At 38.7% G+C, this 15,360-nt stretch carries 6 protein-coding genes and 1 pseudogene; 4 read left to right on the forward strand and 3 right to left on the reverse strand.

All coding sequences use genetic code 11. The features are described 5' to 3' along the window. Nucleotides 1-222: 222 nt before the first annotated feature. From LVD51_RS11670 to LVD51_RS11680, 3 genes are all read right to left on the reverse strand, one after another. Nucleotides 223-1,005: an endonuclease/exonuclease/phosphatase family protein gene (locus tag LVD51_RS11670; protein ID WP_236971557.1), complete on the reverse strand. Its 783-nt coding sequence runs from the start codon at nucleotides 1,003-1,005 to the stop codon at nucleotides 223-225. Between the two features lie 5 nt (nucleotides 1,006-1,010). Beyond that, nucleotides 1,011-1,778 (reverse strand): endonuclease/exonuclease/phosphatase family protein, encoded by a 768-nt coding sequence (locus LVD51_RS11675; protein ID WP_236971558.1) that lies wholly within the window; start codon nucleotides 1,776-1,778, stop codon nucleotides 1,011-1,013. Between the two features lie 711 nt (nucleotides 1,779-2,489). Next, nucleotides 2,490-3,251: a DeoR/GlpR family DNA-binding transcription regulator gene (locus LVD51_RS11680; RefSeq protein WP_236971559.1), complete on the reverse strand. Its 762-nt coding sequence runs from the start codon at nucleotides 3,249-3,251 to the stop codon at nucleotides 2,490-2,492. A gap of 98 nt (nucleotides 3,252-3,349) precedes the next feature. On the opposite strand from LVD51_RS11680, the gene LVD51_RS11685 reads away from it, so the two are divergent. From LVD51_RS11685 to LVD51_RS11700, 4 genes and pseudogenes are all read left to right on the forward strand, one after another. Beyond that, the gene (locus LVD51_RS11685; RefSeq protein WP_236971560.1) at nucleotides 3,350-4,858 is read left to right on the forward strand and encodes a glycerol-3-phosphate dehydrogenase/oxidase; all 1,509 of its coding nucleotides are present in this window, start codon (nucleotides 3,350-3,352) and stop codon (nucleotides 4,856-4,858) included. Between the two features lie 49 nt (nucleotides 4,859-4,907). After that, the gene (glpK, locus tag LVD51_RS11690) at nucleotides 4,908-6,407 is read left to right on the forward strand and encodes a glycerol kinase GlpK (protein WP_236971561.1); all 1,500 of its coding nucleotides are present in this window, start codon (nucleotides 4,908-4,910) and stop codon (nucleotides 6,405-6,407) included. A 27-nt stretch (nucleotides 6,408-6,434) separates the two neighbouring features. After that, nucleotides 6,435-7,154: an MIP/aquaporin family protein gene (locus LVD51_RS11695; protein WP_236971562.1), complete on the forward strand. Its 720-nt coding sequence runs from the start codon at nucleotides 6,435-6,437 to the stop codon at nucleotides 7,152-7,154. Nucleotides 7,155-7,720: 566 nt separating this feature from the next. Then, nucleotides 7,721-15,360: pseudogene (locus tag LVD51_RS11700) on the forward strand (hypothetical protein); the annotation flags it as partial.

A 15,360-nucleotide genomic window follows, 5' to 3' on the forward strand; every position in this document is an offset into this window, starting at 1 on the left:
TGAATCCTTACGAATTACAGGGCAATCACGCCTTTTTGTAGAGGCGCAAGATTTTGCGTCTTCTATCCTAGATTATATTAATACTAAGCCTAAGCCAGTGGCTGAATCCTCACGAATTACAGGGCAATCACGCCGGAGCCAGTGGCTCCGGTTCCCTCATCAAATGTCCATTAAGGACATTTGGTTGCCCTTTGGGCAACTTCATTCGGTCATTCAATTTTCTTAATTATTTTCCAATACGATATCTACATAATAATAACAGTGGTCAGTAACGTATTCATCACATATAGCTTCCGATTTGACAACCCTCCACGAATGATGCATGTCGTACATGATGTAGTCTATTTTCTTTGTGGGCTTGGACGAAGAGTAGGTTTTTTGATAATTAGGACCAATATCTGAAGCCTTAAAAGCCGACAATATAATTTGAATATCATGACTTTCTGGAGTAGCATTCAAATCTCCAGCTATTATTGTAGGATACTTGCTATTCGAAAACAACTCAATCAGTTTCTTGGCTTGTGCAGTACGGCTAATGGAGTTGTTAAGATGATCCAAGTGTGTACCAATAAACTGAATAGTATCTCCAGCTGGTGTCAATACCAGAGTTGATAATGCCGCTCTAGGTTCGTGATCTACATGGTGAGGTAGAGGATGATTATGTGTAGATATAAAAGGGTATTTAGAAAGTACACCTTCTCCATAATATCCTCCATCGTATAGCATGGCTGTGGCATAAATGGAAGCCATTTTTGTTCTGTATCCCAATTCCGTAGGTAAGTCATATCCATGTGCTCTATTGGTTTTGAAATCTACTTCTTGAAGAGCGACAAAATCGGGATCTAAGTCCGAGATGGCCTTGGCTATAGCATCTAGGTTGAAATCGTTTTTTGTCGTCGCACCGTGTAGTATGTTATAGGTCATAAAGCGGATGGTGTCCTGACCCGCAATTGGATTGTGAATCAGGATGTAAAAACAGAATGGGAGTAAATATTTAAATTTCAAAATACTTATTTTTTAATCGAAAACTGGGCAAATATTGGAAAGTGATCGGAGTTGAAATGCATATCTATCCAATGACTGAGGACGGCTGTTTTTTCAAATTTCACTTTATTGTTTCCAAAGATATAATCAATTCTTTTTTTCGGATTTTCTGTGATTTTAAAACCAGTATAAGTCGTTGTAGGACCAAATGGGATTTCATCATAGGCGGTGTAACTGTCCTGCATGGCTGCAGAAAACATTTTTATCGGTGCAGTATCCGGCGTGAGATTGAGGTCGCCCATTAGGATAACTGCCTCTTGATTACCGGTTTTTTCTTCTATCATTTTCAATATGAGATCGGCGCTATTTTCTCTTGCTTTTATACCTCTGTGATCGAAGTGGGTATTAAATACATAGATCTGATCCTTTTTCGATTTTAGGTATTTAAATTTACCGTATGTGCATATTCGTTTAAGCGATGCATCCCAGCCCACTGATGGAATGTCTGGACTGTCTGATAGCCAGAAGGTAGAAGCCTCAATGTTTTTAACTCTTTCGGTATGGTAAAATATGGCGCTGTATTCACCTTCAGTTTGACCGTCATTTCTCGCTACTCCAATGTATTTATATTTTTTCAGTGCTTGATCTAAATATAGTACTTGTTCGTGTACTGCTTCTTGAACGCCTAAGAAATCAGGCTCGTAAAAAAGTATCTCTTTAACCAGTGATTCTTTTCTTTCGTCCCAACGATCAGGACCATCTTTTTCATTGGCATAGCGGATGTTGTATGTCATAGACGTCCTCGATTGACCACTCATTGTTGTCTGTATTCCTATGAAACATATTAATGTAAGTAGGATAAAGCGTACCGTATTCATATTGTATATTTTGCTGCAAAAATACCAAGTTAAACAAATTATCAATATAGATTTGTATTATATAAAGGTTAGCTTTAATTCAACTTACAGAGGAGTTTTTTTTCAACCGTCTGACTTATCCTGTAAAAGTTGTAGGTTAATATATTAATTCTGTTTTAGCCTTATGGGTTCATTTAATTCCTAAACTTTTTTATTTGAATTAAAATGAGATCATCATTTGGAAAGCCAGGGTTTTGTATAGTGAAATGTATAGTTTGATATGGTATAAATCGCATCGATAATATGGGAATTATTATAGCAGATGGATAGTTAAATTTCCACTGGTCCACCCCCTAATCCCCGCCAGCGGGGGACATAAGATTGTAAAGTCTTGGAAGCGACGCACTGAACTAAGTCGAAGTGGACGACTTGGTATCATAAGGAGAAATCCTTTTTAACTATGGTTTAATCACGCCTAGTAGAGACATGACCAAATGAAGTACAAAGTATCCAATAGACTGTCTTATTCTAAAAAAGTTTGTAGGTTATTTAATAACCCTGTATTATGCAAATGCCTAATCCATTCGAGGTCGGACTTTCGTTTTTATATTGTTTGGTTTCGCTTTGGAGCAGTTTATCCTGTAGGATTTAGACAAAATCGGTTTTGAATCCAAAAGAAAGTAATTGTTCCATCTTTGAATTTGAATCTAATGTATTCATAATCAAGTGATCGACCTTGTCGAGATCGGCAATTTTACCCACACTTATTTTACCCAATTTTGATGCGTCGGCCAAGACAATGAATTGTGCACATCGCTGAATCATTTTTCGATTGAGAGAAGCTTCAAAATTGCTGGCTGTTGTCAAGCCTTGTTGAATATCAATGCCGTCTACACTTAAGAATAGTTTATTGCATACATAGTGATCGAGCATGGCCTCTGCATGGGAACCAATGGTCGAAGAAGAGGTGTTGCGCATATTTCCACCTAGAATAATGATCTTATTGCTTGGGTTTTCGCCTAAATCCATAGCCACCTGTAGAGCTGAAGTGACAATGGTCAGATTGTTGATTTGTTTGAGCTGTTGTGCTAGGATGGCCATAGTAGTACCCGATCCCAACATAATAGAATCTCCGGGCTGAACATAGGATTTGGCCTTCATGGCCAGGGTTAATTTTTCCGCGTAATTGATATGAATCTTTTCAGATATCTGTTTTTCTTGAATATGGGGATCGCTCTGACTTGCTCCGCCGTGAATTCTATAGAGCAGTGATTTGTCTTCTAAATAAGTCAAGTCCTTTCTGATGGTCACTGGAGAAACTTCTAATTCCTCGCTTAAGTCGGCAACGTAAATGTGACCTAATAAATTTAATTTGTCTAAAATGTATCGATGTCTTTCGGAAACTTTCATTTTTGTGTTTTGTTTGACCTTGAAGTGTAAATATACTTAGAATAAATCTCCAAAAAAAGAAAATAAATGATATATTTACGACAGTTAACGAAATAATTATGAATAGATCGAAAGTTTTATCTGCATTAAAAGAAGCCAATAAGGTGTATGATGTCGTAGTAATTGGAGGGGGAGCCAGCGGCTTAGGTGTGGCTTTGGATGCCGTGACTAGAGGATATTCGACGGTGTTGTTGGAAAAAGTTGATTTTGCGAAGGGGACATCGAGTCGAAGTACGAAGTTGCTCCACGGTGGTGTAAGATATTTGGCTCAGGGAAATATTCGTTTGGTGCTGGAGGCATTAAAGGAAAGGGGGAGGATTATGAAAAATGCCCACACCATGGTGTCCAACCGGGTATTTGCCTTACCCGTTTATCAATATTGGGAAATTCCGTTTTATTTAATTGGCTTGAAACTATATGATATTTTGTCTGGTAAATGGTCTTTGGGTAAGTCCAATTATATCTCTCGTTCCAAAGCAATAGAACTGATGCCCAATCTCAAGACTACAGGGCTAAAAGGTGCTATTCAATATCACGATGGTCAGTTTGACGATGCCGAGTTGGCTATATCTATAGCACGCACAGCAATGGATTATGGAGCTCAAGTCTTGAATCATGCTGAAGTGACAAAGGTCGATAAAGAGGAATCCATGTTTCAAGTCAGTTTTAAAGATGGTTTGACCAGTGAAGAATATTCATTGCAATGTAAATCACTCGTCAATGCCACTGGAGTTTTTGTAGATGACATTCTCCAAATGGAGAAAAAAGATAAAAAATCTATAATTGCCCCCAGTCAGGGAATACATTTAGTGGTTGATCGATCTTTTTGGCCCTCGGATAGGGCATTGATGTTGCCCAAAACATCAGACGGTCGTGTGCTTTTCGGCGTTCCATGGCATGACAAGGTCATGTTGGGTACTACGGATACCCCGGTATCAAAAGTTAGTTTTGAACCTCGTCCGTTGGAAGAAGAAATTCAATTTGTATTGGATACTGCCAAAAATTATTTAACCCGTGCTCCAGAAAAAAAAGATGTAAAGTCTTTATTCGCCGGTTTGCGACCGTTGGTTGCTCCAGAGGATGAAGAAAAAAATACTAAAGAAATATCTAGAGGTCATAAAGTCCTCGTTTCTCCCAATCAAATGATTACCATTATAGGGGGAAAATGGACGACTTATCGAAAAATGGCTGAAGATGTGGTCGATAAAGCTATCCAAATTGGATTGTTGTCACAGAAGTCTTGTGAGACCTATGATTTGAAAATTCACGATAAGAATACCGAAAAGTTACAACAGATTCAAAGTGAAAATCAAGAGTGGGTGAGTCAACTTCACCCAGATTTTCCATATACAGTAGCAGATGTAGTGTATGCCATACGACACGATATGGCATGTACTATTGAAGATGTTTTGTCGAGAAGAATTCGACTGTTGTTCCTCGATGCCCAAGGTGCATTTGAGGTTTCTCCTTTAATTGGTGAAATCCTTCAGAGGGAATTGGGAGGGGGATATGATATGGAAAGTGATTTAAAGTCATTTATGGCAATTCAATCTCGATATTTAATATAAAATTTTAACTTAGCGAATTCTATTAGTATAATAAATCTAGATTATTCTTATGTCTAAAAAATATATTTTGTCTTTGGATCAGGGGACAACAAGTTCTCGAGCTTTAATTTTTGATCATTCTGGTCGTATTATATCTATGGCGCAAAAGGATTTTACTCAGTTTTTTCCCCAGCCGGGTTGGGTAGAGCACGATGCCAATGAAATATGGTCCACTCAGTCTTCTGTAGCGGCTGAGGCCGTGGCCAAAGCCAATCTTTCGGGCGATAATATCGAAGCCATAGGGATAACCAATCAACGAGAAACGGTGGTAGTTTGGGATGTGGATACTCAGCAACCCATTCACAAGGCCATTGTGTGGCAGGATCGAAGAACGTCTTCTTATTGTGAAACATTAAAACAGGCCGGTCATGAATCCATGATTCGAGACAAGACAGGGTTGGTTATCGATGCCTATTTCTCCGCCACCAAATTGAAGTGGATATTGGACAATGTAGAGGGGGCTAGAGAAAAAGCAAACAATGGTAAACTAAAATTCGGTACTATTGATTCTTGGTTAATCTATAAGTTTACTCGTGGAAGAGTCCACGCCACCGACATTACCAATGCTTCGAGAACCATGTTGTTCAACATTCATACCCAGTCATGGGACGAAGAGTTGTTGTCTCTGTTTGATATTCCTGCAGAGATGTTGCCAGAGGTGAAGCAAAGCAGTGAGATTATTACAACAACGGCAACCACGTTATTTTCATCTAAAATTCCCATTAGTGGTGTAGCTGGAGATCAGCAGGCCGCTCTATTTGGACAAATGTGTTTAGAGCCGGGAATGGGTAAGACTACTTACGGCACAGGTTGTTTCCTAGTGATGAATACGGGAAACGAGGCCATTCAATCCGAAAATAATTTATTGACCACTATTGCTTGGAAAATCGATGGAAAGGTGAGCTATGCGTTGGAGGGTAGTGTGTTTATCGGAGGAGCTGCCATTCAATGGTTACGCGATGGATTGCGTATCATTCACGAGGCAGTGGCTACAGAGGCTTTGGCAACCTCGGTAGACGACAACGACGGAGTTTATTTTGTACCTGCATTGACCGGTTTGGGCGCACCGTATTGGGATCAGTTTGCACGTGGTGCCATTGTTGGGCTGACAAGGGGAACAAAGGCTGCTCATATTGTGCGAGCTGCACTTGAGGGCATTGGATTTCAAGTAGCCGACGTCATTCATGCCATGGAGCAGGATATGGGATCCAAAAGCAAAGAACTTCGAGTAGATGGAGGCGCTGTTGCCAATAATTTTTTAATGCAGTTTCAATCAGATTTATTGCAGAGTGATGTGGTGCGGCCCAAGGTGTTGGAAACCACAGCATTGGGAGCGGCATATTTGGCAGGTTTGGCCACCGGGTATTGGAAAAATATCGATGAGATAAAAAGTCAATGGCAGTTGGATCGAAAATTTTCTCCTCAATTGTCGGCCGATGAAGTCGGTGATATGATGGATCGTTGGCATGATGCCGTGGGCAGATCTAGAAATTGGGCTTCAAAAAAATAGTATATCATATTGTAAAAATAGTAAAGTATGACACCATATATAGCAGAACTTATCGGAACATTTTTGCTAATCCTTTTAGGTAATGGAGTAGTAGCCAATGTGGCCTTAAAAGATACTTATGCTGGTGATGGAGGATGGATCGTTATTACCACGGGATGGGCTTTGGCTGTATTTACCGGAGTAGTGGTAGCTGGCCCATATAGTGGTGCTCATCTCAATCCGGCAGTTACATTGGGTTTGGCCATTACCGGACAGTTTTTATGGGTTGATGTCCTACCTTATATTATGTCCCAAATGCTGGGCGCCATGTTGGGTGCTTTCTTCGTATATCTATTTTATAGATCTCATTACAGAATCACTGAAGATGAAGGCGCTATTAAAGCGACTTTTTGTACTAGTCCTGCCATTGATCATCGATGGAATAATTTGTTGTCAGAAGTACTGGGTACCTTTGTTTTGATATTTGTAGTCTTGTATATTTCTGGAGCTCAATTGGGAGAAGTAGATCCAACCCCTATAGGTTTGGGTTCTATTGGTGCCATACCTGTTGCTTTTTTGGTATGGGTCATCGGTCTGTCTCTGGGAGGAACAACGGGATATGCCATTAATCCCGCTAGAGATATGGGGCCGAGGATCGTTTATTCATTCTTGTACAAAAATCCGGGCTGGAATTATGCTTGGATCCCTGTTGTTGGGCCGGTAATAGGAGCATTTATTGCTGGTGGATTATATTTATTGTTGATGTAGCATTCTCAGCTACATTTATTATGGTCTATAACAACTGTCTATTAGCTTTCTATTATTTATTTCTCTAAATATAACATTGATTTTTCGCAGATAAATATTTCTGTTATTTCTCGTGAAGATATATAGGAATTGTAATCCTTGAAGGACTAACCACAGGGATTACCACTATATTATATCGGTAAAACGTCAATAGTTATTAATCGAAGTGTATATAAACTTATTATTTTAAATATATGGGTTGTTGTGGTAATTGTTGACGATGTATTTGTTTTAATATATTGATTAATAGTATTTTGTATGTATTGTGCCTACATTGTTGCGGCTTTTCTTTTCGATTTTTAAATTTTGATTGTAATAAAATGGATTTAAGTATTTTTAAATAAATATATACATATTAAAATATTTTAAGATGTGTATTTTATTTAAAACTAGAGGTTCTTGATGTGTGTAAATCAATACTGTGTTATATTATTATTTTATATAATTTTAATTGTAATAATCTGTAAATTCATTTGTAGATTTGATGTTATTTTAATTTTTGATCTCTAATAAATTGTAAGGCCCCTATGCGATTATTATTTAGAAATTTTCACTTGTTCTTATCTTTTTCTTTGATTTTTGTGTCAAGTCAATTACTGTCCCAAACTATCTATTATGTGGATTACAATTCCTCAAGCGGTAGTTATGATGGATTGTCTTGGGCGACGGCCTATTACAATTTGCAGGATGCTTTGAACGATGTCAATCTGCAAAGTGGCGATGAAATTTGGGTAGCTCAAGGAACGTATAACACTGGGTATTATGGAGATCCGCGGACGAAATCTTTTGTTATTCCAGATGGGGTCAAATTATTTGGAGGTTTTACTGGGTCAGAAGTCAATCGCGAAGATAGAGATTGGATAAAATACCCTACCATATTAAGTGGTAATATGTATTCAGACACCAGTTATCACGTTATCTATACTGAAAATGTGAGTAACGATACCTGGGTAGATGGATTTACCATACAAGATGGCAAGGCCGATGGTTCAGGTCTTGAAAGTTTTGGAGGGGGATGGTTAAATAGAAGAACCGGTTCAAATGAGTCCAGTCCTGTTATTCAAAATTGCATATTTAAAAATAATTTTGCTGTCCATGGAGGGGGATTTTATTCCTTCAATATTGGATCTGGTCCTAGTCAAATAAAAATACTGAACTGTCAGTTTGTCGATAATGTAGCCAGCAATTATGGTGGAGCGCTACATTTTAATGCTTCAACAGGGGGTAGCTTGGACGTCGATGTGGTTAATACTTTATTTTTCAGAAATCAAGCATATTACGGTTCCGCTATATATCATAATGCGGCTGGGAATGGAAGTGTGGTGGGGAATTATCTCAATAATGTATATTCCCTGAACAATGCAACTAATGCAGGTTTAATATATGGAAGTAATGATATAGATGTGACGGTTTCCAACTCTATATTGTCTTCTAATCAAGGTGCTTACACTGTTGTTTTGGGCACTGCAACAGTAATCAATGTTGAGTATTCATTAATCGATCAAGCAAATACGGATTTTGACCATACCGATGGTGGAAATAATATATATTCTACAATGCCTCAGTTCATAGATGAGGCTGGTGGAGATTTTCGATTGAGTATGACATCGCCTGCTATAGATGCAGGGAATCCTAGCACAGACGTTAACGATTTTTATATGTTAAACGGCTCTGCTGTCGATTTGGGAAGAATGCCGCGTTTTACCACCAGCATTGATATGGGGGTTTATGAGTACAATTGCGGCGCGGTGCAACCCGTCAATGGAATAATCTATGTCAATCATCAAGCCATGGGAAGTAATTCCGGCCTCAATTGGAATGACGCTTTTACAGATTTGCAATCTGCTCTAGAACTTGCCCAGAATTGTCCGGAAATGATTTCTGAAATATGGGTAGCTCAAGGCAGCTATTATCCTTCAACGAGTGGTAATCGTTTTGAATCTTTTGAAATACCTAGTGGGATCAAGGTCTATGGTGGATTCTTGGGGAGTGAAACACAATTGAATGATAGAAACTGGGAAACGAATGAAACCATTCTCAGTGGTGATATTGGATCGATAGGTGTAGATACCGACAATAGTTACCACGTAGTATATATGGAAAATGTAAATTCAACCACGCGATTAGATGGATTTACCATTCGCTCAGGTAATGCAGATGAATATAGTTTTTATCTAAGTGTTGGGGGCGGAGTGTTTAATACTGCCAGAGGAGATGCCAATGAATCTAGTCCTACCATTATCAACTGTAAGTTTATCGATAATAATGCTGATAGTGGTGGAGGTGCTATTTTTAATGAAGCAATAGACGGAGGGGAAAGCGCTGCTCAGATTCTTGCTTCTAGATTTGAGGGTAATACTTCTACTTATGGCGGTGGAGCCATCATAAACGATGCTTATTTTTTAGGTTTAAATACGACCATCATAGATTCTTGCTATTTTCTAAATAATAGTGTAACTGACGGTTATCTTGGTGCTGGTGGAGCAATTGTAAATAGTGGTTATTCTGATGGATTGAATATGGTTGAAATTTCCCGTTCTGTATTCGAGAATAATAGTTGTCCTAAGGGAGGAGCTCTAGCCAATATTACAGCTGGAGGTATGGCTGATAATTTAATCGTTAATTCTGAGTTTAAGGGCAATTCATCTACCGATAATGGAGCAGCCATAGCAAATAGGGCTGTAACTATGTTCTTCGGTCCAAGTACTTATACTCTTGGAATATTGAATGCTAAAATCATTAATTCCATTTTTTCTGAGAATGTAGCCAGTGATCGCGGTATTGTCTTCAATAACAATTCTGATGGGGAATTGTCTGTCGATATTATTAATAGTGTATTTGCAAATAACAATTCCAATTCTTCAGCTACCGTGGTCAATGAAAATGAAATGTATAGCCAAGGTCTAGGAGAATTAAGAGATTCAATAGTTAATACTATTTTCTATAACAATACCAATAGTGTATGCATTAAAGATATTGATAATGATGTGACTACGATTGTTAAACATTCCTTATTTGACGTAGAATCTGGTGGGAATAATGGACAGGCAGGTATTGCGTCCAATGTAGCGGATAATAATCTATTTGAGACCAATCCCGGTTTTGTAGATCCAGCTAATGGCGATTTTCATTTAATGGTAAACTCTCCAGCGATAGACCAAGGACATCCCACAACTTTAACCGATGACTTCTATATGGTCGGCGGTATGGCTGTGGACTTGGATTTAAATCCTCGAATATTGAATGCCATAGATATGGGGCCGTATGAGGTAAATGTATGTGGTGATGTCAATACCGTTAACGGTATTATTTACGTCAATCATGCTGCAACCAGTGGAAATAATACTGGACTTAATTGGGCAGATGCCTACACCGATCTTCAGGATGCTTTGTTTATAGCCCAATCTTGTCCTGCCTCAGTAGATGAAATATGGGTAGCTCAAGGTGTTTATAAACCTAGTCAAGATGATAATCCAACTATTTCTTTTGTTATTCCCGATAGTATAAAAATCTATGGTGGATTTGACGGCATGGAAACCAATCTATCAGAAAGGGATTGGTACAATAATGAGACCATACTTAGCGGAGATTTGGGGACGGATAGCAGTTATCATGTGGTGACGACGATCGATGTAAGTGATTCTACCTTGGTCGATGGATTCACCATTCAAGATGGAAGAGCTGATGGAAGTAGTCTTGATCGCTATGCAGGTGGATGGTACAATAGGAGTAGTACTAAATTCTCAAGTCCTGTAATTCAAAATTGTCTATTCCAAAATAATTATGCAACCTATGGAGCTGGGTTTTATGGGCATAGTGTAAACAGAGATGGAGGTGAAATTAAGATGGTTAACTGTCGGTTTTTCAACAATATAGCTAGCCTAAGTGGAGGTGCGATTAATTTAAATGCGTCCATAGGAGGAAAATGGGTTATTAAAGTCAGTAATTCTGTTTTCGATTCCAATCAGGCGAATAGCAATGTTGGTGGAGGAGTTGTGTACCAAAATACAGGTGAGGGAGGAGTTATTGAAGCCTACTATACCAATAATGTGTATAGTAATAATGAATCCCCTGGAGGTTCGGTTTTTGTAACAAACGAAGGGTCGAACACCATTGTGAAGAATTCTATCTTTCAAGATAATGGAAACAATCTTTTTAGTCCGAGTAATTCGGATAATCAGACCATGTTTTCTTATTCTAGTTTCGATCTAGCTGAGGCTGATTTTTATCATATTAATGCTGGTAATAATATTTATTCAAGTAGCCAACACTTTGTCGATCCCGCAAACGGCGATTTTCATTTACTACTCACTTCTTCAGCCATTAATAATGGGGATCCTGCGACAGATATGAGCCTGTTTTATAATATCGGTGGAAATGCTGTAGATCTGGGTTTACAACCTAGATTTAATGATGACATCGATATGGGGGCATATGAGTTTAGCTGTGATGGTTATAGTTTTACAGATGATATTATATATGTAGATCTAACGGCAACCAGTGGATTAGACAACGGAAGTTCGTGGACCGATGCATTTACGGATTTACAATCAGCTCTTAATTTATTACAAAATTGTCCAGATGCCGCAGATAAGATTTATGTAGCAGAGGGTACTTATAAACCAACAAATACAGAGAATGCCACCATATCCTTTGTTATTCCCGATAGTGTGAAAATGTATGGAGGATTTCCAACAGGAGGAGATGTTTTTGCAAACAGAGATTGGGAAACCTATGAGACCATTCTAAGTGGGGATTTGGGGACGGATAGCAGTTACCATGTTGTGAAGACAATAGATGTAAGCGATTCTACCTTGGTGGATGGTTTTACCATTCAGGATGGGAGAGCCGATGGAATCAATTTCGATATTTTTGGAGGTGGTTGGTTCAATTTTAGAGATACCAAATCATCGAGTCCAGTTATTCAGAATTGTCTATTCCAAAATAATTTTGCTACCTATGGTGCTGGTTTTTATGGCCAAAGTTTACAAAATGTTGGCGGTGAAATCAAGATGATTAATTGTCGATTTTTCAATAATATCGCCAGTACGAGTGGTGGAGCCATTAATTTAAATGCGTCTTTAGGAGGAAATTGGGTCATTAAAGTCAGTAATTCTGTTTTCGACTCCAATCAGGCAAATAGCAATGTTGGTGGTGGGGTTGTGTTTCAAAATACAAGTGCAGGTGGAAACATTGAAGCTTACTATACCAATAATGTATATTATAATAATCAATCAAGAGGAAGTTCAGTGTTTGAAACATACGCTGGGTCAAATACTTATGTTAAGAACTGTATTTTTCAGAATAATGGAAATATTTTATTCTTTCCTTGGAGTACGGATAATCAGACCATGTTTTCTTATTCTAGTTTCGATCTAGATGAGGCTGATTTTTATCATATTAATGCGGGGAATAATATTTATTCAAGTAGCCAACACTTTGTCGATCCCGCAAATGGAGATTTTCATTTACTTCCTGCTTCTCCAGCTATTAACAGTGGTGATCCTGTGACAGATATGAGCCTGTTTTATAATATCGGTGGAAATGCTGTAGATCTGGGTTTACAACCTAGATTTAATGATGACATCGACATGGGAGTATATGAGTTTAGCTGTGATGGTTATAGTTTTACAAATGATATTATATATGTAGATCTAACGGCAACCAGTGGAGTAGACAACGGAAGTTCGTGGACCGATGCCTTTACTGATCTACAATCAGCTCTTAATTTATTAAAAAATTGTCCAGATGCCGCAGATAAGATATATGTTGCAGAGGGTACTTATAAACCTACAGTTACTACTAATCGTGAGATATCATTTAATATTCCAACAGATGTTGAAGTCTACGGAGGATTTCCTAGTGGTGGAGATGTTTTTGCAAATAGAGATTGGGAGGCGAATAAGACCATTCTCAGTGGAGATATAGGAGTGCAGAATGACAGTACAGACAATAGTTATCACGTAGTCTATACTCAGAATGTCAGTGCGGCAACTCTAGTGGATGGATTTACCATCACCGATGGGAATGCCGATGGTTTAGATCAGAATAGCAATGGTGGTGGCTGGCATAATAATGGCTCTGAATTAGGGAATGTGTCTAATCCAATTATTCAGAATTGTGTTTTTGTAGATAATTCATCCAATATTGCTGGTGGAGCAATTTTTAATAATGGTGAAGATGGTGGTGAAAGTTCACCAGTGATGACCAATTGTTTATTTAAGTCTAACTATGCTAATCTGACCGGTGGTGCTATTTTCAATGAAGGAGATTATGGAAAGAGTTCACCAGTGATGACCAATTGTTTATTTGAGTCTAACCATGCTAATCTGACCGGTGGTGCTATATACAATGGTGGGGATTATGGTGAAAGCTCACCTGTGATAACAAACTGTGTATTCATCTACAACTCTACTAATAAATATGGAGGTGCTATTTATAATAATGCAAACAATAGTGGTGAAAGTTCTCCAGTATTTACCAATTGTGTGTTTGCCTTCAATTCAGCCGAAGAAGGTGGGGTGATTTTTAATTCTAATACAGGGATTAGCGGGAGTTCACCTGAGTTCATCAATAGTATTTTTTATAAAAATACAGCCTTAAATCAAGGATCAGTATTCTTTAATGATAACGCTTCGTCCTCTATATCTCACTGTTTATTCGATGTAGATTTTACAGTGGTAAATCATTCTTCAGCTGTCTCTGATAATGGAGGGAATTTATTTTCTACCGATCCCTTATTTGTCGATGCGGCCAATGGAGATTTTAATTTGCTATATATTTCCCCAGCCATTAATAGTGGAGATCCATCCACCATGGCTGATTTCTATATGGTAGCTGGTCAAGAAGTGGATTTAGCCCTCAATCCCCGATTTTATAATACTATCGATATGGGGGTATTGGAGTATCAATCAGATCCATGTGATCCTAGCCCACAATCTATGAATTGTATTTCCACTATTCATCCAGCCATTGATGGTCAAGGGATGATGGAATTGTACATCAATGAAGTAGTGCCTGGCCTAACAGAATGTGCAAATCAACTATCGGTCACTGTGACCAATGAATGGAACGGTCAAGTATGGCGAGGAGAAAATCTAACGAGCCAAGATCTCATCATGGAAGGAGAGGACCTCTGTAATTATCGAGGGCAAATATTAACCCTACAAATATCCAATCCAGTATCGAGTTGTCAGTCTAGTTTGTTTATCCCTCAGTCGTCAAGCATCGTTTTGACATCGGATTTTCAAATAGGGAAGACTTCTTCGGATTACGATCTGCCCACAGCCGGCGTGAGTCGAGGGAAGATCGTCACTTATTGTGGCTATATTCCAGATGCCAGCCTACATACTCCATCGGTTACCGTATCGTGTAATGAGGGTCGAGGTCCAGGGTATTATGGATTGGCAGTACAACCGGATTGGATTATGCCGATCTCTTGTACTGAAGACAATGATACGGCAGAATTGATTTTCCGTACATGGGAAGTATTCAATAAAGCAGGAGAGATGACGACTTTGGTAGATACCATCGTAGTGTTGAGATTGCCTGCCTTTGGTCCAACTTCATTTAAAGGAAAGGCAGAAGATACGACCTATTGTGAGATAGAAGCCGTAGTGAATTCAGGAGAATCCCTTAAACGATATGCCGCATGGAAACAACCCATGGGATTACACGACTACGAATTGCCCACTGGTAAAATGGGTTCAGTGACCTATGAATTGCCCGCAGCAGTACTTCTCGCAGGTTATGTCAATGCCGAAGCACAAGATTTATTGAACGAGTATTTGGCCAGTGTGATCTTAAAGAAAAACGACAAAGCTCAAACCGAATATACCATCGGTGATATTATCGATGGAAGTTATATTGCAGATGTATTGGCTGATGCAAGTAGTTCACAGTTGGGATATGGTGCATTGAACATCGTAGCACGATTGGCTGATGATTGGGAAAACTATCTTATTGCTTCTATAGGTAGTGGTTATTTCCCCTATGTTTTCTTGGAAAAAGGAGATCGAGTATTGTCTGCAGATGGCTATTATGAAGAAGTGACTGACCAATGGTTCTGGGACGGCAATGGCAATAGCCCTTATTGGTTTGCTGCTGGTTGGCCTTCTATATACGGATCGGGAGATTGCGTAAGATATTGTGATGTAGTGAATGGAGA

The sequence above is a fragment of the Membranihabitans marinus genome (assembly GCF_021729155.1).
Lineage (GTDB): Bacteria > Bacteroidota > Bacteroidia > Chitinophagales > Saprospiraceae > Membranihabitans > Membranihabitans marinus.

Coding starts and splice junctions, on each gene's coding strand:
- LVD51_RS11675 (WP_236971558.1), bottom strand. CDS start 1,778: ATGACATACAACATCCGCTATGCCAATGAAAAAGATGGTCCTGATCGT.
- LVD51_RS11680 (WP_236971559.1), bottom strand. CDS start 3,251: ATGAAAGTTTCCGAAAGACATCGATACATTTTAGACAAATTAAATTTA.
- LVD51_RS11685 (WP_236971560.1), top strand. CDS start 3,350: ATGAATAGATCGAAAGTTTTATCTGCATTAAAAGAAGCCAATAAGGTG.
- glpK (WP_236971561.1), top strand. CDS start 4,908: ATGTCTAAAAAATATATTTTGTCTTTGGATCAGGGGACAACAAGTTCT.
- LVD51_RS11695 (WP_236971562.1), top strand. CDS start 6,435: ATGACACCATATATAGCAGAACTTATCGGAACATTTTTGCTAATCCTT.